General features: G+C 55.4%; 21 protein-coding genes. 1 reads left to right on the forward strand and 20 read right to left on the reverse strand.

The annotated features are described in order from the left end of the window. Positions 1-34 precede the first annotated feature (34 nt). From KI810_RS10230 to KI810_RS10270, 10 genes are all read right to left on the reverse strand, one after another. Positions 35-403, reverse strand: coding sequence for a SpoIIAA family protein (locus KI810_RS10230; protein ID WP_214175432.1), 369 nt, complete (start codon positions 401-403; stop codon positions 35-37). Between the two features lie 133 nt (positions 404-536). After that, entirely contained in the window at positions 537-1,559 is a 1,023-nt protein-coding gene (locus KI810_RS10235) for a DUF481 domain-containing protein (RefSeq protein WP_214175433.1), read from the reverse strand. Between the two features lie 6 nt (positions 1,560-1,565). Then, complete coding sequence (locus KI810_RS17465; RefSeq protein ID WP_281412579.1) at positions 1,566-1,697, reverse strand: hypothetical protein; 132 nt, start codon at positions 1,695-1,697, stop codon at positions 1,566-1,568. A 58-nt stretch (positions 1,698-1,755) separates the two neighbouring features. Next, the gene (locus KI810_RS10240; protein ID WP_214175434.1) at positions 1,756-4,095 is read right to left on the reverse strand and encodes a heavy metal translocating P-type ATPase; all 2,340 of its coding nucleotides are present in this window, start codon (positions 4,093-4,095) and stop codon (positions 1,756-1,758) included. 171 nt (positions 4,096-4,266) lie between these two features. Then, on the reverse strand, positions 4,267-5,505 hold the full coding sequence (locus KI810_RS10245) for a glycosyltransferase (RefSeq protein ID WP_214175435.1): 1,239 nt from the start codon (positions 5,503-5,505) through the stop codon (positions 4,267-4,269). Between the two features lie 2 nt (positions 5,506-5,507). Next, the gene (locus KI810_RS10250) at positions 5,508-6,155 is read right to left on the reverse strand and encodes a DUF5752 family protein (RefSeq protein ID WP_214175436.1); all 648 of its coding nucleotides are present in this window, start codon (positions 6,153-6,155) and stop codon (positions 5,508-5,510) included. Positions 6,156-6,211: 56 nt separating this feature from the next. Beyond that, positions 6,212-8,002: a glycoside hydrolase family 15 protein gene (locus KI810_RS10255; protein ID WP_214175437.1), complete on the reverse strand. Its 1,791-nt coding sequence runs from the start codon at positions 8,000-8,002 to the stop codon at positions 6,212-6,214. A 206-nt stretch (positions 8,003-8,208) separates the two neighbouring features. Beyond that, positions 8,209-10,182 (reverse strand): solute symporter family protein, encoded by a 1,974-nt coding sequence (locus KI810_RS10260; protein ID WP_214175438.1) that lies wholly within the window; start codon positions 10,180-10,182, stop codon positions 8,209-8,211. 14 nt (positions 10,183-10,196) lie between these two features. Beyond that, positions 10,197-10,505, reverse strand: coding sequence for a DUF485 domain-containing protein (locus KI810_RS10265; RefSeq protein ID WP_214175439.1), 309 nt, complete (start codon positions 10,503-10,505; stop codon positions 10,197-10,199). Between the two features lie 118 nt (positions 10,506-10,623). Further along, positions 10,624-11,394 (reverse strand): IclR family transcriptional regulator, encoded by a 771-nt coding sequence (locus KI810_RS10270; RefSeq protein ID WP_214175440.1) that lies wholly within the window; start codon positions 11,392-11,394, stop codon positions 10,624-10,626. 931 nt (positions 11,395-12,325) lie between these two features. Between KI810_RS10270 and KI810_RS10275 the strand changes: the two genes are divergently transcribed. Continuing rightward, positions 12,326-12,841 carry a MarR family winged helix-turn-helix transcriptional regulator gene (locus KI810_RS10275; protein ID WP_214175441.1) on the forward strand — a complete coding sequence of 172 codons (516 nt, stop codon included), beginning with the start codon at positions 12,326-12,328 and terminating at the stop codon, positions 12,839-12,841. 371 nt (positions 12,842-13,212) lie between these two features. Here KI810_RS10275 and KI810_RS10280 read toward each other — a convergent pair whose 3' ends face one another. The 10 genes from KI810_RS10280 to KI810_RS10325 all read right to left on the reverse strand — a co-directional run bounded on the left by KI810_RS10280 (position 13,213) and on the right by KI810_RS10325 (position 23,356). Continuing rightward, positions 13,213-13,428, reverse strand: coding sequence for a hypothetical protein (locus KI810_RS10280; protein WP_214175442.1), 216 nt, complete (start codon positions 13,426-13,428; stop codon positions 13,213-13,215). 33 nt (positions 13,429-13,461) lie between these two features. Beyond that, positions 13,462-13,890: a hypothetical protein gene (locus tag KI810_RS10285; protein ID WP_214175443.1), complete on the reverse strand. Its 429-nt coding sequence runs from the start codon at positions 13,888-13,890 to the stop codon at positions 13,462-13,464. Further along, the gene (locus tag KI810_RS10290) at positions 13,859-14,524 is read right to left on the reverse strand and encodes a DEAD/DEAH box helicase family protein (RefSeq protein WP_214175444.1); all 666 of its coding nucleotides are present in this window, start codon (positions 14,522-14,524) and stop codon (positions 13,859-13,861) included. The genes KI810_RS10285 and KI810_RS10290 overlap by 32 nt, the downstream gene beginning before the upstream one ends. Before the next feature lie 523 nt (positions 14,525-15,047). Further along, positions 15,048-16,163, reverse strand: coding sequence for a Fic family protein (locus KI810_RS10295; RefSeq protein WP_214175445.1), 1,116 nt, complete (start codon positions 16,161-16,163; stop codon positions 15,048-15,050). A gap of 179 nt (positions 16,164-16,342) precedes the next feature. After that, a complete protein-coding gene (locus KI810_RS10300; RefSeq protein WP_214175446.1) occupies positions 16,343-17,155 on the reverse strand; it encodes a universal stress protein in 813 nt (270 codons plus the stop codon). 66 nt (positions 17,156-17,221) lie between these two features. After that, positions 17,222-18,373 carry an ABC transporter substrate-binding protein gene (locus KI810_RS10305; protein ID WP_214175447.1) on the reverse strand — a complete coding sequence of 384 codons (1,152 nt, stop codon included), beginning with the start codon at positions 18,371-18,373 and terminating at the stop codon, positions 17,222-17,224. Positions 18,374-18,541: 168 nt separating this feature from the next. Next, a complete protein-coding gene (locus KI810_RS10310) occupies positions 18,542-19,696 on the reverse strand; it encodes an ABC transporter substrate-binding protein (RefSeq protein WP_214175448.1) in 1,155 nt (384 codons plus the stop codon). Positions 19,697-19,745: 49 nt separating this feature from the next. Continuing rightward, entirely contained in the window at positions 19,746-20,495 is a 750-nt protein-coding gene (locus KI810_RS10315) for an ABC transporter ATP-binding protein (RefSeq protein WP_343213489.1), read from the reverse strand. After that, complete coding sequence (locus tag KI810_RS10320) at positions 20,495-22,243, reverse strand: branched-chain amino acid ABC transporter ATP-binding protein/permease (RefSeq protein ID WP_214175449.1); 1,749 nt, start codon at positions 22,241-22,243, stop codon at positions 20,495-20,497. The genes KI810_RS10315 and KI810_RS10320 overlap by 1 nt, the downstream gene beginning before the upstream one ends. Before the next feature lie 75 nt (positions 22,244-22,318). Further along, complete coding sequence (locus tag KI810_RS10325) at positions 22,319-23,356, reverse strand: branched-chain amino acid ABC transporter permease (protein WP_214175450.1); 1,038 nt, start codon at positions 23,354-23,356, stop codon at positions 22,319-22,321. Positions 23,357-23,519 lie beyond the last annotated feature (163 nt).

The raw sequence follows: 23,519 nt of genomic DNA on the forward strand, positions 1-23,519 counted from the left end.
CAAACCATCATATGAACTCAGTCCTTCTGACATGTTATCCCTCTATGTCAAGCCATCGCCGAGCCTCCACAAGCTCGTCGTTGCCGAAGGCCCTCAGCTTTCCCGGCATTACAAATCCGAACGCCTTCATTGCCACACGAATCCATTCCACATCGGTGACCACGGCAACTCGCTCCCATGCAGAGAGGTGCTGTAACCCCACCTTAGCATCGTCCCACATGGCTTTGGCATTAAACCCCGTGAACTCATTTCCGAGGTGGTATAGAAAGCGGATGTTCTTTCGCTGTGCAAGCATCTTCTCAACGGCCGGAATGAGTACAGATTCGTAGTCGGCTCCAGTAACCTCTCCTTTTGCCTCAAAGCCGAGAACATTATCAGGCAGCCCCTGGATACGTTCCAACATGGTACACCTCCTCTTTTATTTGTAGTGACACTGGTGAATATTCTCTACAAGCAGTATAGCGCATGGGATACCGCCGGTAACAACGGCACGTTTGCCGTCAAGTCGTATATTCATGATATTCCTCCATCGAAACTCACCAATAGGCATATTCGTAGGTAAGTCCGAGTATCAGACTCAGGTCGGATGTTTTCTTTCCCGCTTCGGGAGAACTATTGAATCGATAATCAACTTCGAAATTGGCTGCGATGCTGTCACGGAGTGGCATGCGAAACCCCTGCTCCGCCCGCAGAACCACGGAGCCCACACTGAAACTGTAATAACCTTCCTGACGATGGAACAGCTTGAGTCGCTTTGGAACGGCTTCCCAATCTAGCCCTGCAGACCAGCGCCCCGCAGCGTCACGCTTGTCCTCACCAGTCTTGACGTCTTCGTTGAAATAGGAAATGCCCGCTTCGACAAAAAGGCTGAGTGGTCTGGAATCGAAGAACTGGTAGCCAAGTCCGAGCCCTTCAGTATTCCGGAGATTGAGGTTGGCAAATGTATCCTGCTCGGTAAGCGACTGGGCGTAAGAATATATTTTCTCCGTGGTGAAGAAGTCGTATTTCAGACTGCCCGAGGAATTGCGGGCGGTTGCCGCTCCGTTGGCCTCGGCGTAATTGTACTTGGCACCGACGGTAAATCGGTGCTTATGCGTCCTGACTTGGAACTGGGTTGCGATGTTCACCCCCCTCGTATCGGTATTGCCGTTGTTGAAACTGCCCCCGAGATTGAATACGCCGGAATATGTGGACGGGTTGACTGCCAAAAGCTGAACCAAAGGTACCGGCTGTGATTTGCCGAGCACCACGCTCTCGACCTGGATCTTGCCGGTTTCCGGGCAGTTTATCCTGCCGATAAGAAATTCATTGCCCTTGAATTCCACGGGAAGGTTGCGATCTGAGACGATGCAGCCTACTTCCTTCCAGGCTATACTGAGCTTTTCCTCCGCATAGCTCGTCCTGAAAACGAGAAGTTCCTTCTCCATCCTGACGATCTCGCCGGTGAGCCGGTCGCCGTTTTTCATCCGCACCTCGTCCGCCTCTGCTGAGAGCGCCGGAAGCAGTAGCCACAGCAGGACGTACCAGAAAATCCGTTTATTGAAGGCTGGCAATGACATCTGACCTCACTTCCCGTACTTGTCCGAATCCTGTTTTTCACCATGTTCCGCGCTGGCACCGGTCTGGAAAATCCGGAGGCAGGCGGCATCCCCGGCCACTTTACCCTTTGCCACAAGGCCAAGGACATTATCCGGCAATCTCTGCGCGTCCCAGCATGGTTACCTCCTCCTGTGCTATTATTTTAATTGCCTGCGATCAGAGACGCACCCACCTGAGACGGAGGGCATTACCCACAACCGAGACCGAGCTTAAGCTCATGGCCGCGGCGGCAATGGCGGGACTCAACAGGATACCGAAAAAGGGGTAGAGCACGCCGGCTGCCACGGGAACACCCACGGAGTTGTAGACAAAGGCGAAAAAGAGGTTCTGCTTGATGTTTCGCATGGTCTCCCGACTGAGGAGAATCGCCCGGACAATGCCGCGCAGGTCACCCTTGACGAGGGTTACGCCGGCACTTTCCATCGCTACATCGGTCCCCGTCCCCATGGCGATTCCCACCGTGGCTTGGGCGAGGGCCGGCGCGTCGTTTATCCCGTCCCCGGCCATGGCCACGACTCTTCCCTGCTCCTGAAGTTCCTTCACTTTGTCGGCTTTTACCTCCGGTAAGACCTCGGCGATCACCTTGTCGATGCCGAGCTTTTCCGCAACCACCTTGGCCGTAATCCGGTTGTCGCCGGTAAGCATGACAACGCGGATACCCTCCTCGTGCAGCTTTCTGATCGCCTCCTGGCTAGTACTCTTTATAGGATCTGCGACGCCGAGCAGTCCGGCTGCCTTGCCATCGACAGCGACGAACATGATCGTCTCCCCTTCGACGCGCCTGGCCTGGGCCAGGTTGATGAGAAAATCGGCTTCGATACCGAAGCTTTCCAGAAACGGCCGGTTGCCAAGGAGAATTTCCCTCCCGTCCACCCGCCCTTTGACCCCCTTGCCGGGCACCGACTCGAAGGATTCGGCCTCTGCGGGTTTGATTTCCCGCTCCCGTGCTCCGTTCACGATGGCGGCGGCCAGGGGATGCTCGCTCCCAAGCTCCAGACTCGCCGCCAGGAAGAGAAGCCGTTCGCTGTCGAGTTCGCCGCTGGTCTCGATTGACATAAGCCGTGGCTTCCCCTCGGTGAGGGTGCCCGTCTTGTCCACCACGAGGGTATCCACCTGGCGCAGAAGCTCGATCGCCTCGGCGTTTTTGAAGAGTACTCCCATGGTGGCACCTTTGCCGGTGGCAACCATGACCGACATGGGGGTGGCGAGCCCCAAAGCACAGGGGCATGCGATGATGAGGACCGCAACGGCATTCACCAAAGCGTGGGCCATGCGCGGCTCCGGCCCGAAGAGCCCCCATGCGACAAAAGTCGCCGCGGCTACCAGCACCACGGCCGGTACGAACCAGCCGGCAACGACATCAGTCAGCTTCTGGATCGGCGCCCGGCTTCTCTGAGCTTCAGAGACCATGCGCACAATCTGCGCCAGGACGGTTTCGGCGCCGACCCGTTCGGCGCGCATCACCAGACTGCCGGTTCCGTTCACCGTGGCCCCGGTCACCCGATCCCCCGGCCCTTTCTCAACCGGGATAGGTTCGCCACTGAGCATAGATTCATCCACACTGCTCCTTCCTTCGAGCACCGTCCCGTCCACCGGCACTTTTTCGCCGGGACGAACGCGCAACCGGTCCCCGGAAGCAACCCGGTCAAGCAGCACGTCTTCCTCCATACCGTCGTCCCTGACGAGGCGCGCAGTTTTTGGCGCAAGCCCCAGAAGCGCCCTTATGGCGGCACCGGTCCGGGAGCGGGCCTTCAGTTCCAGCACCTGCCCCAGCAGGACGAGGGAGACAATCATGGCCGCCGCCTCGAAATAGACTGCAACTGCTCCATGTTCATCGCGAAAAGAATCGGGGAAAATGTCGGGGAAGAGGGTGGCTGCGACACTGTAGAGGTAGGCGACGGCAACCCCCACTCCGATGAGGGTAAACATGTTGAGACTGCGGTTAATGAGCGATTGCCACCCCCTGACAAGAAAAGGCCAGCCGCACCAGAGGACTACCGGAGTCGCCAGGATGAGTTCAAGCCAGCCGAAAGCGGCCGCTGGCACTACTCCCCCCAGTGGCATCCTGGGATACATCTCACCCATGGCTACGAAAAAGAGAGGGAGGGTAAGGGCGATTCCTATTCGGAAGCGCCGCCGCATATCCGCCAGTTCGGGGTTTTCCTCCTCTTCGGGAGCGACTTGCAGCGGCTCAAGCGCCATGCCGCACTTGGGGCATGCTCCCGGCCCGCTTTGTAACACCTCCGGGTGCATGGGGCAAGTGTAGGTTGCTCCCGCGGCCGGTTCTTCAATCACTACGCCGCCGTGGGCCGCGATATGGTTCTCGGGAGAGGCCTTGAATTTCTCCAAACAGTGGCCGCTGCAAAAGAACCAGCTTTTTCCCTTGTACTCGTATCGGTACGCAGTCGTAGCCGGGTCGACGGTCATGCCACAGATGGGGTCAGTAGCCGCGTCTGTTCCGCCGCGGCGGTCATAAACCGACTCCTTTTTTTGCATGAATAGTTCCTCCCTGTTCAAGCGGTGATGAGGCTTTCAAGCAAGGCAGCGGGAAAACGGGATACTATCACCATTATTGTTCTGTCGTTCCCGTCCGCAAGGGGAACGACACCGATATCGTGCCTACGAAGAAAATCCGAAGAACACGGGCAGCATTCCAGCAGGTGATTTTCAAACATAGAACATCTTCTCTTCACGTTTACTGAGAAGCTGATGAAAGAGAGTCAGGTACTCCCTGAGATGCCTGGTGAGCAGAAAATGCTCCCGCACGTATTCCTGCGCCTTCATTCCCATGTTGTTCCGCAGTTCGGCATGATGAAGAAGGAACCGTATTCGATGGGCTGCACCTTCCGGGGTGTTCACCAGAAAACCGGTATGGTAGTTAACGACCTGGCTGCGTATCCCTCCCACATCACCGCCGATGACCGGTTTCCCTTTCCAGAGCCCCTCTGTGACCGTCAAACCGAAACCTTCCCGGGTCGATTTCTGTATCACGACATCGGCCAGCCGTTGCAATGCGTTGATGGTACGATGGGCATCGGGGGGGAGAAGCAGCACATGGATATCAGGATCACCGGCAGCTGCTTCAAGTACGTCGTTCAGCATGGCTTTTCCTTCCGGATCATCTGTAGCTCCGCCACCGGCCAGAACCAACTGGACCGGGATGACCCTACGAACCAGCCGATAGGCTTCAATAACGCCGATTGGGTCCTTGAACCGGTCGAAACGGGATATCTGGACGACCAAGGGCCGGGTCGGATCGAGTCCGAACCTGGCCCGCACCTCTTCCAGTTCATGGATGTCCAGATCACAGTTTTTGTCACTAAGTGGATCAATACTCGGGGCAATCAGAAACTGTTGATGGGGAAGTGTTTTCGCAAACTGGCACATGGAAAAGATGCTGGCGTCATATCCCACAATAAAGTTTTTCAGTGCTTTCCATGTCGGGCGGAACGGGTGACTGATATCGATGTGGCCGCGCCAGATCCATTTCCCTTTCCTGTCGCTGCAGAGATTGAGCAGAGGTGCGGGCTGGGGGTCATGGATGATGACCACGTCGGCATCCTCCAGTAAAGGACGCATCCGCTCGAAGTTCACAGCATTGACATCCTGGTAGGTCTGCCAGCCTGCGGAGGAAATGGTGAGCGGAAAGCCTTGCAGGCCGTTATGGATGGATTTCGTTACGCTGAAAAAGTCTCCGGACCCGGTAATCACTTCCCAACGTGCATCCAGTCCCAGGTCTTCCATGAGGGGAACCATCCAGGCAAGGATTTCTGCCACACCGCCCCCTTCACGGGTTGAGTTGACGTGTACCACCCGTTTTCCGGCGAGTTTGTCGCCGAGTTGCCGGAGTTGCCGGATGACTGCCGTTCCCACAATCCCTTCATAGGCCTCAAGTTTGCGTCCCATAATTACTCTCCCTGCATGGCCACAACGGTTGTCAGTTCGTTCTTGAGTTCGGCAAGAGAAAGGAACATTAAATCAATGGACCGCAGCGCCTGAATATAGGGTTCAAAATCGCTCCCCCAGTCGGCAAGCCAAGCGGAGAAATCGTCAATGCAAACGGGAGGTCGGCGTTTCGCCTCCAGAAAATGGAAATAGATGCTGCTGTTGGTCATGTTGAGGATGGCATTCCTAAGACCGGTCGGATGTTCAATTACGTTACCGGTATCAAAAACGACGGTCGTTGCTTCCAGGAAATAGAATTCGGAACCGGAGAGTGCGGTGGGTACGACTTGAACCTCACTCAAGCGCTCATCAATAATGTCAAGCACCTGAGAACGGAGAATTTCGATATCGGCAAAAAGGTAAGGATCAATGATCCCGAGACGCTCCGCCAGCACCCGGTCATTGAGATGGAGTTTGGCCCAGACGGCAAAATCATTGCGGTAGTCAGGATTGTCGAAAAAGGGGACCAGGGGTGTTTCACAGAAATGGTGATAGAGAACGTCAGCACTGCATATTGCAATCCGGTCACGCAGTTCCCGTAAATTGACGGCAACCGGCAAACCACTCATATTGGTCAAAAGAGTACAATCGCTCACGTGAAATGGTTTCATCGTGCACCTCCGGTCTAAGGCATCCTTTCTTTGCGAGATAGGCTTTCCCGCATTTTTTAAAAGGCATGGTCCCATCGCTTGCTGAGACGGATGGCAGAGTTTATGAGTCCCACCATACTGTAAGTCTGGACAAAATTGCCCCACTGCTCGCCGGTGCGGACATCCAGATGTTCGGCCATCAATCCATGTTGGTTATGACGCACCAGCAGATTTTCAAACAGCTGCCGGGCTTCATCACTGCGGCCGAGTGCCACCAGGGCGTATATGTACCAGTAGGTACAGACAATGAAAGCGTTTTCGGGTGCACCGAAATCATCCTCCTCCACATACCTGAAAATGAAATCACCATGACGCAGCTCTCTCTCGATTGCGACGACGGTTCCTGCAAAGCGGGGGTCTTCCGCTGCAAGAAACCCCACATCGTGCATCAGCAGAAGGCTTGCATCCATGGTATCTCCTTCGAACGATGCAACGAATGCCTTCTTACGTTCGTTCCAGGCACGTTCGCAGATAGTTGCATGAATTCGTTCAGCCTGTGTGCACCAGTAGGTAGCACGTTCGGCCAAATCGAGTTTAGTGGCGATTTTTGCCAGCCGGTCGCATGCCGCCCAGCACATGATGCTGGAAAAGGTGTGCACTCTCTTGGTACCACGTAACTCCCACAATCCGGCATCCGGCTGATCGTGAACCTGGATTGCGGTTTCTCCGAGCGGTTCAAGACGATGGAACAGGGCCGTATCGCCACGATTCACCAGACGCTGGTCGAAAAAGACATGGGTTACCGCGAGGATTGCCGAACCGTACACGTCATGCTGAATCTGTTCATATGCCTGGTTGCCAACCCTGACCGGTCCCATACCACGGTATCCTGGGAGAGTACTGATTTCATTCTCCTCGAGTCGCGCCCGGCCGTCTATGCCGTATACCGGTTGAATCTGCGTCCCGGGAGCAGCTGCGACAACGTTGATCAGGTAACTCAGGTAGTGTTCCATGGTTCTGGTAGCGCCCAGACGATTCAACGCGTTGACTACGAAATAGGAATCACGAATCCAGCAATAGCGATAATCCCAATTTCGTCCGGAATCGGGTGCTTCGGGGATTGAAGTGGTCATGGCGGCAATGATGGCCCCCGTATCATCAAAGGTATTAAGTTTGAGGGTAATCGCAGCGCGAATGACTTCGTCCTGCCACTCAAAGGGGATCCCCAAGTCACGCACCCATTCGTGCCAGTAGGAAAGCGTTTCAGCTTGGAACCTCTGGGCCAGTTCCTGAATGCCTCCCGGAATCGTCTCGTCGGGACCGAAGATAAGCGTTATTCGATCTTCAAGAAAGAAAGGAATCTCCTGGATAATGGAGGTAATGGACGCGTCCGTGCTGAGCCGCATTACCCCATTGGGCGATACGTAACGGATGTGGTGACTGCCGTAGGTGATATCGCACAGTCCCCGGCCATAATCATGGGAGGGGCGGATATGAAGCTGGATGCGGGGACTCCCCTGCAGGCGATGAACCGTTCTGATCAGCATCGTCGGCGTAAACATCCGACCATACTGCCGGAAGCGCGGAGCGAAATCGGTGATCTCAACAACCCCACCTTGGGCATCAGTGAGCCGTGTGACAAGCACTGCCGAGTTTGCAAGATAGGTCTGTTCGGCCCCTATCTGTTCTATCATTTCCACAGAGCAAAAACCTATCCGGTCTGCCGCAGCACTATTGCTGAGCAGAGAACAGAAAACGGGATTGCCATCGAAACGCGGCAAGCAACACCAGACAATTTCAGAGGTAGCATCAATCAGTGCGCCTATCTGACAGTTGCCTATTAGGCCGAGGTCGAGAGAATTTGCCATAAACAAACTCCTTTGAATCGTACCCTTGCAGATACCCATAATTTGCTTATGCAAAGTATAGCAGGTGTTCAGTTGTGTTCATCTTCACCCGCAAGAATTAAGAACAGTTAAATCAATCATCTATTTAAAAATAACCACTGATAACCTTCTGCAAAAAAAGGGGGGGCAATGCCCCCCATCGCATAACAATCTCTTTGGCGGAGAAATCAGTGATCAATAGCCTTGGCCATGCCGATGCCGGTATTCTGGCGGACATAAATCTCGTCGAACATATCTTCCGAACGACGGCTTGGGAAGGCCAGAGTGGCAATGATGGCTGCAAGGAACCCCAGCGGGATGGAGAAGATGCCCGGGTTCTTCAGCTTGAGGAACGGTTTATCAAGCCCCATGATGGACGTGCCGTCCTTGTTTTTCTCGTAATCAACCTTGGCCTTGTCCAGTGCCTTCAGATCTTTTTCGTCAAGAGTGGCACCCGGAGGCAGGGCGGCCTGCTTGGTCTCCAAGGCGGTGATCACTTTCTGGGCTCCGGCAGCAACAGTCTTGGGGTACGTCATGTTAGGGGATACCATAACCAGACCAATTGCAGCGATAGTGCCGACCACTAAACCAGCGATGACCCCGGCAGTGTTGAATTTGCGCCAGAACAGCGACATGACCACGACTGGCAGGTTGCCGGAAGCTGCGACGGCGAAGGCAAGCGCGACAAGGTGGGCGACGTTCTGTTTCTCGGCGGTTATGCCGATGATTATGCCGACAGCTCCGACGCACAGTGACGTGATACGTGCCGCCATGACCTGCTCATGCTGGTCGGCATGACCGTCCTTGATGACGTTGACGTAGATGTCGTGGGCGATGGCCGCGGAAGCCGCCAGAACCAGGCCGGAGACGACCGCCAGGATCGTCGCGAAGGCAACGGAGCAGAGGAAGGCGAGGAAGATGTCGCCGACGATCGGAGCGATGTCAGCACCCAGTTGCTGGGCCAGGAGTAGGGTTGCCATGTTGCCACCTTTGTCCACACCGGAGATACCCTGCGGGGTAACATGGATGGCGGCGCCGAAGCCGAGCAACGTAGTGAGAACGTAGAACATACCGATGATCCACATGGCAATGATGACTGATTTGCGGGCCGCCTGTGCGGTGGGAACCGTGAAGAAACGCATGAGGATGTGGGGCATGCCGGCGGTGCCAAGCACCAGGGCCATACCGAGGGAAATCTGGTCAAGGGGTGCCTTCATGAAGAGGGCCGGCTCCAGGAAGCGCTGCCCGGCATCGGCACCGGCAAGGGTGACGCCGTCCCTCAACACCATTTTGGACACATGGTCCTGGATGCTGGGGTTGTTGACGATGTCGGAGAAGAAGCCAATAAGATTGAAGTTGGACTTGGCCATAACCAGCACCGACAGCAGGCAGGCGCCGGACATGAGGAGGCCGGCCTTGATGATCTGAACCCAGGTGGTGGCGGTCATGCCGCCGAAGACGACGTAGCCGACCATCAGGATGCCGACGCCGATGATGGAAGCCTTGTAGGGGATACCGACCAGCAGAGCCATCAGCTTGCCTGCACCAACCATCTGCGCGGTGAGGTAGAAGGTGGTAACGGCAACCGTGGAGAGGGCGGCAACTGCACGTACTTTTTTCGGCTCGGTCCGGAAGGAGAGGATATCCCCAAGGGTATACTTGCCGGCATTTCGGCACGGCTCGGCCACGATCAGGAGCACGGTGATATAGGCAACCAGCCACCCCACCGAGTACATGAAGCCGTCATACCCGTAGAGGGAAATCATCCCGGAGATACCCAGGAACGAGGCGGCCGACATGTAGTCGCCGGCAATGGCCCAGCCGTTCTGGGTACCGGTGATCCCGCCACCCGCTGCGTAGAAATCAGCGGCTGTCTTTGTCTTCTTTGCAGCCCAGACGACAACGCACATGGTAATGCCAACTATGACCAGAAACATGCCTATGGTGATGGTCTTGTTGGCCTTGATCTCCTTTTTCACCGGAGCGACTGGGGCAGCGGCCTGTGTAACCGTCTGTTGGACCGGCGTCGCTACAGCAGGTGTAGTGGCGACCGGAGCTGATGCGCTTGCAGAGGCGGCGTCCGGGACTTTTGCCGGCTCAGCCGCGTAAGCAAGTGCGCCCAGGGAAAGGGTCAGGGTAAACGCTGCAATTAATTTTTTCATTCTCTGAGCCTCCTTTACTTGAGTTCGTCCACCAGCTCACGGGTGAGACGGTCGAAATCCTTGTTGGCCACATGGGCATAATAGTGTGCCAGCCCCCAGGAAACGAAGAACTGGGAGAGGGCAAATACATACCCTATATTGATGACGCCGATGACCTTGACCTTGAACAGGCCGGGGGCATAAGCTGCCCCGATGGGGAGGAGGAAATAGTACACGGTGGAGAATATCCACCAGCCAAACAGAAATGCTGATTTCTTGTGGTGCAGCTCGACAAACTTGGGATTTCTGGCTATCGCCGCCCAGTCATACTGCTTGTCTGCCATGGGAGTTACTCCTTTCGTTGTGAATTCTTCCAGCTATCAACATCGATTAATATGGGAATCAATGTACAGTTCGTGCTCCCCCTTTCCCCCGCCGAACAGGTAAACTCGCTTCACTCGATCATTTTGCGTAACCGAACCTTCCGGAAAGCATCTCCGCCCCCTCACGTAATGAGGGAATAATTTCATTTTCAAGTCGCTCTGCCAACATCCTGAATGATGGGCCAAGAATCGTTATGGCACCAACGACCTTGCCAGCGTAATCTCTGACTGCCACAGCAACGCTGATGATACCGTCTCCCAGACCATCGCAATCGACAGCGACTCCTTTTTGTCTGATGTCAGCCAGTTCGTTCTCCAACAGATCCAAATTACAAAGGTCCTGTTTCCGCACTGTTCTTTTAAACACTTTATTCAGTTCCTTCGTTTCCAGGGCTCTGATGACCTTGCCGGCAGCATTGCTGAAGTACGGAAAACGCTTGCCGATCAGTGGAGCAGCCTTGACTTTCTGCTCGCAATCAACCATGTCCAGGAACGTCACCTCGTCATCCTTCAGGACCGTCATGTACACCGCTTCATCATGCTTTCTTGCCAGTTCTTCGATAACCGGATGCGCATGGGCAATAATGTTGGAGGAATGCAATATTTTCTGGGAAAGTCCAACGGCGCAGACGCCAAGCCCATAATTGCCGCTTCCGGGATACCTTTCCACAATTCCCAGTTTTTCGAGCGTTACCATGAGTCGAAACGCTTTGTTCTTACTGATATTCAATACGGAGCAGAGACGCGGTATCGTTACCTGCGTCATATCTTCAATTGTTATCAGCTCCAGTATGTCAAATACATTTTCCACGGTTCGTACGGAATAATCTTGAATGTTTTTTTTCACCATATTTTTATCTCCCTCGCTTCTTTGAAATGTTGGAGCATGGGGATAGGCATTGAGCACGAGATCGTAGAGATAAACGAATACGCACAAACAGCCTTTTATTATCGACCCAGAATGCAAAGCGGCGACACATGATGTATTGAGCCATTGCCGCTGCAACGGTGGACAACTCTCGATAGCAGCGATATAAAACTGCCGCTTTGAGCCTCCTAAAGAATTACGAGAAGTACGGATAATCAGGAAATCAGATGCATGAATGGGGTGGTGCGCGAGCGGCCAGGCTTTCGGTTGATATGAAAGTCGGTGAGGAGGGCTTTAAGGTAGGTGCTAACAGCGTTATGTATTGAACTGGAGCAAGATAGAAAAACCTTGGGGGTTCAGCAGCTTCAGCGTTCGACCACTTTACTACATCAAGTGACTTTTGTGTGATGTTTTCGATAACTGCACGCGGGCGCTGCTTGGGGGAGCTTCCGCCCGACAGGCAAGGATTGCGCATCCCCAGGAAGAGCAGGAAGAACGCTGCGATAAAAATTGTGCTGATGAGTAGCTTCCTGTTCATGGTAACCCGTTTTTATATCTCGCCGGCTAATTGCTTTGCTATCAACAATAGTAGCGTTAACAATATTATTTGTTACAGCAAAATATAACAACTTTTTATTTGTCATGCAACCATAATTTTTGTTTTTTTATTTAAGCCACAACCGGCTGTTTTAAAAAGATATTTTTACACCCCCCTCAACAATACGCTTACCAAATTGAGTTGCCCAACAATTACTGCATGTTCTTGGCACTCTAAGCACACAGGCACTAAACAAGACACATAGAAATGCCTTTCCAATAGGCTTTGCAGTCGTTTTGTGCTAAAAAACAACTAGGCAGTTTTATCGTGATTGACATGTAAGGCAGTTTCGATCATGCAGATGAAGGGAATGTTATGGCAACTACCCCAGAAGTTGTGGCGGAAATCATTGACAACATACGACGTTTTTTTCAAGTGGTTAACGAGCATTCCAAGCGTGCAGAACGGGAAACAGGACTGACGGGTCCTCAACTGTGGGCAATAAAGGTGATCGCCGAAGCCGCACCGATAAAACCTTCCGAACTAGCACGACGTATGTACCTTCACCCGGCCACTGTTGTCGGGCTTATCGATCGGTTGGAGAAAAGGAATTTGGTTTCTCGTACCCGTTCCCAGGAAGACCGGCGGGTCGTGGAAATCGCGCTGACTGAACAAGGACAGGAACTGTTGGTCTTGGCACCTGAAGTGCCCCAAGGACTTTTGGTGCGAGGACTTGAAAGCGTGTCCACCAGGAAACTTTCCCGGATTGCCGAAAGCATGGATGAACTGGTGAGAATTATCGGAGCTGAAGAAATTCCTCCGCAACTGATTCTGTCTACGGAAGTGAATTTACCCCGGAAAAGAAAGGAATCTACCCTACTCAGGAAATGAACTGGAACGGCCGCGCTACATACCGACACTAACCGGCATCAGACGGGCACTTGCGGACAGGTAACACGAATGGATCTATTGACTATACCGGTCAAAAAAACATCATGCAACTTGCTAATTTTATTATACATTAACTTTGGAGCAAAAAACTGAAAATCCTCGTGTCGGCGGTTCGATTCCGTCCCTGGGCACCATAAGATAGTCCACCACAGACCGACGTGGTACAGAAAGCCCCTAGAAATAGGGGCTTTTTCTTTTTCTGTTGTCCACCTTCATCCGGGTTGGTATACTTAAATCCAAAGGTTTTTGGTATATAAATTCACCATAGATATACCAAACCTGAACCTCGTATACCTAAAAGGAGGATGAAGTCATGCCCAAAAGAATCCCTCCCCTAACCGTTCTTGTTCAGCAGCAGGAAGTGATTCAAAATGGGCTTGACGTTTTTTTGATGCATTAGCAGAATCTACAGCACGTTTAAGCCCTTCTTGAAATTCGCGTTCACGCGATAAGTTAGAGTCATCAGCAAATGCAAAGCAAGGCAAGAACAGCATACAGAGTGTAATCATAAAAAACTTCAATGACATTGCATACCCCCATTCAACTGTATTATCCCCACTTTAGATGGGATTACATATCTTCCCCACTATAGCTTCCAAATCCTTCCCTTTCGGCATGATAAACAGGCAGGTTCCGCCGCTTCGCTTCTCCCACAACTCCCCAAGGGTTCGCTTCTCCTTGGAATCATCGTTAGTCCAAAGGTTTTCCCCTTTGTACTCGACAACCAGAAACCGCCCGTCATTGAGCATACAAACAAAGTCCGGGTAGAACCTGTCAGTGGTTGTCTGAAGCCAGAAGGAATGACGTTCCCGGCGTTCAATGTTCCTTACCCAAAACTTCACTTCAGGCAGGGTGTCAAGGAACTTTGCACAGTCGAACTCTTCCCCGGTATCCTTCAGATTCCCTACTTCCTTATAGTAGTGCTTCTGGAAGGGGTAACTTCCTTCATAGCGAGTGTTATATGGGTAGACACTGTTCAACCACTTCAACAGTCAACGTGTCATGTGTCTGGCTCTTGGGTTGGGCCTGTAAAAGTATGATGGGGCGGATATACTCACCCGTTGCTCGTTTCTCCGCTATTGCCAAGGCTTCTAGGTTCTTGCGGAGGGTGATTGCGTCCCCTACAAGCTCCTTCCAGTTGGGGCGGGTTTCAAGGCGGATAGGTAGCTTAATCATGTTATCCGCTTTCAGTTCCGCCGCTGATACGGAATGAAGCACGTTGCTAGGGCTGTTTTCCGTGTCAGGCGTGGCGGTGAACTCGATAATGCATGAAGGGTTGAACCGGGCCAGGGTTTCAAAGGAAAGGGTTGTCCGGGCGTTGTGTGCTTCGTCTACTATCACAATGGGGCGGTGAAGCCGGAGCAGGTTTGCAAGTGATTGCACTGGCTTTCCGTCTTCGTACTTATCCAAGGTATCCAGCAAGGCAGGGTCTACCCCGCTGAAATGGTCCATGAGTGCGCCGGAAGGTTCATACACCTTGCGTCCTTCAGTTGCATCTACCCGGAACGCCTGAATGGTGGAGACAATCACCGTTGTTCCCGTGGCAAGAGTGGGACGGGTGACGTACAGGGCTTCTTGAATTGACAGGACCGACACAGAAGATAAGGTTTCATCAAGGGCCATCCGGTAAGGGTGGCTGCAATGAATGAATTATTTGCATCCGTGGCAATGAGGACCGGGACAACAAATTGCTTATGAGTCGTTTCATGGAAGTTTTTGAGGTCAAGGGCATAATCCCAGACCTGATCGACCCCGTACGCGCTGTACTCTTGTTCACCTACTTTGAACTCAAGAACAAAAATTGCAGAACCAAGCAACAGCAAAACGTCAATGCGCCTCCCCATGCGAGGGATAGCATATTCGAAGTAGATCTTACCGTTGTAGGAACCAAGAATGGACTTCAGAAGTTGTATCTGGTAATGCCACGCCTGTTGCTGAGTCTGCAGAACTGGGAACTCACTTGCACAGTTAAGAATACCGATAACTTCCTCTGTCGATCGGCTCAAAAATATTGCTATTGGATCGGAATAATACGCACGGTTCATTTCTTACTCTTTCGACTTATACTCTGTCATCAACTCGTGAAGCATTTTTACACAGCCCAGGCAATAGTAAAGTAATCACTCCTTACGTGGAAGCGCCTTCCTCACCTTTTTAATCCAATTTCATACCTCGCCGCTCGTCCCTGCCCGACCCTCTTCACAATCCCCAATTCCAACAACTGATCCAGCTCCCTAAACGCCGTGGCCCGACTGCAATGGGTCATGGACGCATACTTCTGCGTGGTCATCCCACCTTCAAAACCTTCTGCCCCAGCATCCAACAAACGATTGATAACCTTCTTCTGCCGTTCGGTCAATTGATCCTGGGCGTGGTGCCGCCAGAACTCCGATTTGGAGAACACGCCGTTCATTATGTCTTCCGACTTCCCGATCGCCCTGGCAAAGCACCCCAGGAACCAGACCAGCCAATCAGTGACATCGCCAGAGCCGTTTTGTGTCTTCTCTAATATCTCGTAATACCCTTCACGCTCGGCCATGATCTGGGTTGACAGGCTGTAGTAACGTACCCGCTGCCTGTCATCCTGGGCCAGTGCCATATCGGTCAAGGCGCGGGCTATACGGCCATTACCGTCGTCGAACGGATGGATCGTCACGAACCACACATGCACCAGCGCCGCCCGCACCAGCCCCTCGACCTTGCCGAGACTATCATCCCACCAGGACAGGAAACGTCCCATTTCTGCATCGAGCCTGCCGGCGGGAGGGGCTTCAAAATGGATCTTCTCCCGGCCGATGGGACCGGAGACGACCCGCATCGGTTCGTCGCTGTCACGCCAGCCACCGACTTTGATTTTGTGCATGCCGGAATAACCGGAAGGGAATAAGGCCGCCTGCCATCCCCACAGACGCTCCTGGGTAAGTGGTCTATCAAAATGCTGAGTTGCGTCCAGCAGCACGGAAACCAGGTCGTCGATCCTCCGGTCCACCGGCAGGCCCGCCGAGGGAAGGCCGAGCCGACGGGCGACCGATGAACGTACGGAACGCACATCCAGCTGTTCCCCCTCGATGGCCGAGGTCTTGATAGTCTCCTCCACGAGGATTTCGGCCTGGGCCTGAGCATCCAGCTGCATCCCCAGCTCGCCGATCCTGCCCAGCAGCTTGCCCTGCAGCAGGCGGCATTCTCCCAACGGGGCCAGGAGCCTGTCGGTGTCCCAAGTCAGTTGGGGCCAGTTGTCCAGTTGCCAGATGTAGGTATCCATGGATTCGTCTCAAAAATCGCTTCAAATTTTTATGTGTTTTACGTACCACGTGAGACGATTAAATGCAATTACATAATGAAAGGGGTCAGCTAACAAAGCTGACCCCTTTCATTTTTTCGCTACCGATAGTGCTGCTGCTCGCACCATCGGGACATATGTCCCCGTCCTGTGCTGTCTAGTCAATGGGCCATGAGAACGGGGATCGTCATGAGTTCAAGCATCTGGTTCGCCACCGCACCCAGGGACGCTGCACCCTTGCCCGACGTGGAAGCTCCCATGACGATGAGGTCGCAGCCGTTTTCCCAGGCATAGTTCATCAGGATGTTGGCAACCGTGATATTTCCGGTAACCAGGTGCTCTTCCGTCACCTTGATGCCGTGGCACCGCAGATTCCCTACGATGTCCGCCTTGGGTGTGAAGCCGTCCACCACCCCCTGCCCGTCGGGGGGCCGGATTTCGAGCAGGCATACCTCCCGGGCAGCCGCAAGAAACGGCATGGCATCGTTGACCGCCCGGGCCGACGCCCGTCCCGGCCGCCAGGCCACGATCACCCGTCCGCCGACGGAGGTAAAACTACCCGCGTACGGTACGACGAGAACCGGTCGCCCGGCACCCAGGATGACCCGCTCGGCAAGATCGAGCGGCACACTGCTCTTGGTCTGGTCCCGGGTTGCCTGCCCGACGATGACGAGGTCCCTGGAATGGGCGTAGTAATTTACCACTTCCACCACGCTGAGGCCGACGACAGGCCAGTCGGCACAGATCCAGCAGGACTCCACCCCTTCACCGGCGGTTTTCTCCAGGAACGTCTTTTCAATGTCCGCAATCCTCTGGGCCAGATACTCCTTTTCCGGCTTGTACTGCTGGTGAACCACCACGTACAACCCCGTCAGGCGGGCACCGTGCTCCTTTGCAATCCTGATTGCCAGATCGAGCCTGTTCATCGACTGGGGTGAGCTGTCGAGATGAACCAAGATGTCTTTGAATTTCATCGGTGTCTCCGTCATGTGCAGGGAACTGCCGGGGGACGGACGGACTGTCCGCCCCCCTGTTCAGAACTATTTGAATTTAGCGTAGTCTTCGAGCTTCCACTTTCCATTCACAATCTTCAGCATGGCGATACCGGTCACATCAACCCCCGAGTGGTCGGTCGGTGAAAAGTTGAACACCGCATACGCTCCCTTGACATGGGCTGTTTCTATCGCATCCCGCAGTGCCTCGCGGAATTCGACCGTACCCGGCTTCCCTTTTTTCAGCGCCTTCGGCACGGCGGTCTCGACGAGTTTCAGCGCGTCCCACATGTGGGATCCGAAGGTGGAACGGGGGCCGAATTTACTTTCGTACGCCTTGGCGAACTTGAGGGCCTCTTCACGGTTGGGGTACCCTTTCGGCAGCTGCTCGGCTACCAGGACGGGTGATGCGGACACCAGGCCACCTTCCAGAGCCTTGCCGCCGACCCTGAGGAAATCGGAGTTAGCCGCTCCGTCGGACTGGTAGACCTTCCCCTTGTAGCCGCGCTCGAACAGAGCCGTATGGGGCATTGCCGAGGGAGTTCCCGCCGCGACGACGAATACCGCATCGGGCTTGGCGCTCATGATCTTCAGGATCTGGGCCGTGGCACTCGTGTCGGTCTTCTTGAATTTCTCGATCATGAGCACCTTGATGCCGTGCTTTGCCGTCAGCTCGTTGAACGGCTTGATCTTGGCCTCGCCATAGGGATCGTCCGTCGCGATCGCGGCCACCGTCTTCACCCCCGACTTGACCATGTGATTGACCATGGCCCCTACGGCGATCTCATCGTTGGCCGTCATCTTGAATATCCACTTCCGTTTCTCGATGGGGACCACGATCGGTTTTCCCGAAGCGAGGGAAATCATGGGGGTCTTGGCTTCCGTTGCCAGGTCGACCATGGCGAGGGCGTTCGGCGTCGTACTCGGGCCGATGATCAGGTCGACGTTGCTCTCGGAGATGAGCCGTTTGGTGTTCTGCACCGCCGTGGTGGTATCCGAGGCATCGTCATAGACCACGAACTTGACCTTTTGCCCCGCAATGGTCTTGGGAGCAAATTCGAGGCCGTTCTTCTCGGGTATGCCGAGAGAGGCCGCCGGCCCCGTCGTCGCGATGGTAACCCCGATGGTGATGTCTGCCATGGCCGCCGTTGCCGAAGTAATGACTGCGAACATACTGAGTGCTGCCGTCCATTTTTTCATGTTTTCCCCCTTCTTCGTTTGGTTGCTCCACACTGTTCTTCGCCACATGTGCAATGCATGAAATCACAACTTCCTGCTGTTCCCTCAATGGCAGTTTCCGCCCGGAAAGGAGTATGCCGGGCGGAAACCGATCGGAGCCTCCTCCGGAGTTTCCGGAGGAAAAACCGGCTAAAATTTGGCATGGTCCTCCAGCTTCCATTTCCCGTTTTCAATCTTGATGACCGACATGCCGCGCTGATCCACTCCCGAATGATCGGTCGGGGACATGTTGAATACCGCGTACGCCCCGTTGTACCCTTTGGTCGTTTCGATGGCATCGCGCAGCGCCTGGCGGAATTCGGGAGTACCCGGCTTCGCCTTTTTCAGGGCCTTCGGCACGGCGGCTTCGACGATTTTCAGCGCATCCCAGATGTGCGATGCGAAGGTCGAGCGGGGGCCGTACTTTCCTTCGTACGCCTTGGCGAACTTGAGGGCCTCAGCCTTGGTGGGGTAGCCGTTGGGAAGCTGTTCCGCCACCAGCACGGGGGACGCCGGCAGGAAAGACCCTTCCAGTGCCTTGCCACCCACCCGGAGGAAATCGGCGTTCGCCGCGCCGCCGGTCTGATAGATCTTCCCCTTGTAGCCGCGCTCGACCAGGGCGGTGTGGGGGAGTGCTGCCGGGGTGCCGACGGCGACGATGAACATGGCATCGGGCTTGCCGCTCATCAGCTTCAGGACCTGGGCGGTAACGCTCGTATCGGTCTTCTTGAACTTCTCGATCGACTGGGTCTTGATGCCGTACTTTTTGGCAAGCTTGACGTATTCCTGGGTATTGGATTCGCCGTAGGGGTCGTCAACCGCGATAACGCCGACGCTCTTCACCCCTTTCTTGACCATGTGGGCAACCATGGCTGCAGCGTAAATATCGTCGTTGGCCGACACCTTGAAAGCCCATTTCCGTTTCGCATCCACCGGAGCGACGATCGCGCTCGCCGAGGCTACGGAAAGCATGGGGGTTTTCGCCCCGGCAGCGACATCGACCATCGCCAGGGAGCAGGGGGTGGTCGACGACCCGATGATCAGGTCGACCTTGTTCTCCGAAACCAGACGCTTGGTGTTCTGCACCGCCGTAGTAGTGTCGGATGCATCATCATAGACAACCAGCTTCACATTCTGGCCGGCAATGGTCTTGGGAGCGAAAGCGAGGGCGTTCTTCTCGGGAATCCCCAGGGAGGCGGCAGGCCCCGTGGTCGAGAGGTTGACGCCGATGGTGATATCCGCCATCGCAACTGTTGCGGTAAAAAGCAATGTAACCATTCCCGTCAGCAATCTGAGTCTGTTCATGTCCTTGTCCTTTCGGTCGGTTGAGGTGTACTGCAGCCTGCGGGTACCGCTACTTCTTGTCCCTGTCCTGTCCCGCTCCCCCCATGCCGAGGTAACTCTCGATGACCTTCGGGTCGTTGGCCAGCTCCTTGCTCAGCCCTTCCATGGCAATATCGCCGTTTTCCAGCACATACCCGTAGTCGGATATCTGCAGGGCGGCACGGGCGTTCTGCTCGATGAGCAGGATGCTGACGCCGGTGGAGCGGAGGTTACTGATGTTGTGCAGAATCTCCTTGACGATGAGGGGGGCCAGTCCCAGGCTCGGCTCGTCGAGCATCAGGAGGGTGGGCTTGCTCATGAGAGCCCTCCCCAGGGCGAGCATCTGCCGCTCGCCGCCGGAGAGGCTCCCTGCCAGCTGGGTGCGCCGTTCCAGGAGACGCGGGAAGAGCTCGTATACCTCGTCGAGACTCTGCTTGATCCCCTTGTCCCCTCGCCGGTAGCGGGTGAACGCCCCCAGCTCCAGGTTGTCAGCCACCGACATCTGTGCAAACAGTTCCCGGCTTTCCGGAACCAGACACATGCCCTTGGCTACCCGTTGCTCGGTGGTGAGTCTGCCGATGTTTGCACCGCAGAATTCGATCCCCCCCTGCGACGGCAGCACCCCCATGATGGCGTTCAGCAAGGTCGTCTTGCCGGCGCCATTGGGACCGATGACACTGACGATGGTTCCCCGGTCGACATTGATCGACGCCTTGTATATCGCCTCGACCTTCCCGTAGCGGACATTCAGGTCACTCACCGCAAGCAAACGTTCCGACATCACACACCCCCAAGATATGCTTCGAGAACCTCCGGGTTGGAGCGGATCTCGTGCGGCAGCCCTTCAGCAAGCTTTTTACCGAACTCCATCACCACGATACGGTCGACCAGATTCATGAGGAACTCCATGTCGTGCTCGACGATCAGCACGGTCATCCCCTCGCTCCGGAGCTGCTCCAGCAGACGGGCCAGTTCCTGTTTCTCTTTGTATCTGAGGCCGGCGGCGGGCTCGTCGAGCAGGAGCAGTATCGGATCGGAGCAGAGTGCCCGGGCGATCTCGACGATGCGCTGTTTGCCGAGCGGCAGGCTCCCTGCAGGGACATGCATGCTTTCTTCGAGCCCTACCCGTTTGAGCTGCCTTGCCGCCTCGGCAGCGACCCTTTTCTCCATGGTCCGGTTCAGGCGGAATCCTGCGGAAAAGAAGCCTTCGTTGGTCCGGAGGTAGGCGCCGAGCATGACGTTTTCGATCACCGTCATGCCGGGAATGAGCTTGACGTGCTGGAAGGTCCGGCTGAGGCCGCGGCGCGCTATCCTGGACGGGCGCAGGCCGCTGATTTTTTCGGCTCCCAGGTAGACGTTGCCATCGGTGCGGGGCAACTCTCCACTGATGAGGTTGAACGTCGTGGACTTACCCGCCCCGTTGGGGCCGATGAGCCCGACGATCTCGCCGGCGGCGACCTCGAAACTCACGTTCTTCACGGCCACCAGGCCGCCGAACTCCTTGCGTATCCCGTCCACCCTGAGCAGTGGCTCACCGCGCCGGGGCTGTGTCCGAACCGGCAGGTCCGACGCCTCCCCCACATCCTTGTTGGGCTTGGGGGGGAGGAACCGCTCGACGAACACCCAGATGCCGCCGCGCATCCACTGGAGCACCATGAGGATCATGATCCCGAATATAATGGTTTCGAAGTTGCCGGTATGGCCGATGATCTTGGGAAGTATTCCCTGCAGGGCCGTCTTGAGGAACGACACCAGCGTTGCGCCGATAACGGACCCCCAGATGCTTCCTGCGCCGCCGATGGTGATCATGAAGAGGAACTCGATACCGACATTGATGCCGAAGGGGGACGGATTGACGAAGCGCTGCATGTGGGCATAGAGCCATCCCGCGAGACAGCCAAGGACTGCGGAATAGACAAATACGACCATCTTGAGGCGGAGGCCGCTGGCGCCAAACGCCTCGGCCATGTGCAGCCCCCCCTTGAGGGCCCGGATGGCGCGCCCCTCCCGGGAATCCAGCAGATTGACGGTCCCCCACATGGCGGCAAGGCAGACCAGCCAGATGAGATAGTAGTAAATGCGCTCATCGCGCAGCTCCACCCCTGCAATCGCGAGTGCAGGTATATCGCTCAGTCCGGTCTGCCCCCCCAGTTCCGGCAGGGAACCGAAGAGGAAAAAGAGGCTGATTCCCCAGGACATGGTCGCCAGGGGGAGATAATGCCCTCCCATGCGCAGGGTGACAGCACCGAGAACCAGCGCGACCCCGATGGTCAGGAGCAGGGCGATGACCAGCGCAAGCCAGGGGGACCAGGAGAGGGTGGTTGTCAGAACCGCGCTCGTATAAGCCCCCAGCCCCATGAAGGCCGCCTGGCCGAACGATGTAAGGCCGGTCACCCCGGTCAGGAGGACCAGACCGAGCGCCACCATGGTGTAGAGCCCTATGTAGCTCCCCATGGTGACATAGAAGGGGGGGCTGAGCGGTATCATCGCCACCAGTGCCAGAAAGGCAATCAATCCAACCCGTCGCATAGATAGTATTCCTTGTGCTTGATGAGGGGATTCCGCGACGGCAGCCACGGAAGAACCGGTTTGATCAGCCATGATTTATTCCTCTTCCTCGAAATGGACACTCCTCAGTGACAGCCACAACAGCACCGGTATGATCAGGGTGAACACCACGACGTCCTTGTAGGCGCTCAACCAGAATGAGGAATAGGATTCGGTAATGCCGACCAGCAATGCTCCCCCCGCTGCCATGGGGTAGCTGGCCAGACCGCCGACGATCGCACTGGCAAACCCCTTGAGACCGATGAGAAATCCGGAATCGTAATAGATCGTGGTGATGGGCCCGATGAGAATGCCCGACAGGCAGCCGATGAGGGCTGCCAGCGCGAAGGCCAGGGTGCCCGCCAGGCTCGGGCTGATGCCGACCAGGCGCGCCCCGTTACGATTGAAGGCAACAGCGCGCAGGGCCTTGCCGTACATCGTCCTGCCGAAGAAATATGCCAGTAGCCCGATGAAAGCGATGCTCATCACGTAGACCCAGATGCTCTGCCCGGAAACGGTCAGAACGCCCAAGGGAATCTGGGCTTCGGAAAAGGCGGGGGTACGGAATCCTTCCGCACCGAAAAAGAGGAGCGCCAGCCCGACCAGGGCGAAATGGACGGCTACGGCTGCTATCAGGAGGTTCAAAACCGATGTGTCGGCAATGGGCCGGAAGGCGACCCGGTACACGAGCGGGCCGAGCGTGGTGACAAGCATGACGGTCAGGAGCACCTGCCACCCGAGGTTGAGGTTGAGCGGTGCGCAGACATAGGCGATTCCCGAAACGACGAGCGGCGGGGCGAGGGTCCTGGCGACTGCGGCGGGAATCTCGCGGCTCACCCCCATCCGCAGCAGCCGGTAAGCCTCCATGATCGCCGCGACCACCGCCAGCGCCACCACCAGCCAGACAGTGCCCGGCACCTCCCCCATCTGCAGGGTAGCCAGGGTGAGGGCGCCGAAGGCGACAAACTCTCCCTGAGGGATGAAGATGATGCGTGTGACTCCGAAGATCAGGATTGTCGCCAGGGCCAGCAGGATGTAGATGGCGCCGTTGGTCAATGCATCCTGGGCGAGCAGCAGAAAAATCGTGGAATCCATTACGTTCTCTCCGTCAGCGATTTACGTGGTTAAATTCGCACCCGATGGCACATGCAGTTACCGACGACAACACAACCGCATCTTCCACCCTACCGATCCATGCAACATGTTATCTTACATGCAATGTTACATGCAAGATAACAGAACATTGTTTAAAGTGCAA

This window comes from Geomobilimonas luticola, assembly GCF_018476905.1.
GTDB classification, from domain to species: domain Bacteria; phylum Desulfobacterota; class Desulfuromonadia; order Geobacterales; family Geobacteraceae; genus Geomobilimonas; species Geomobilimonas luticola.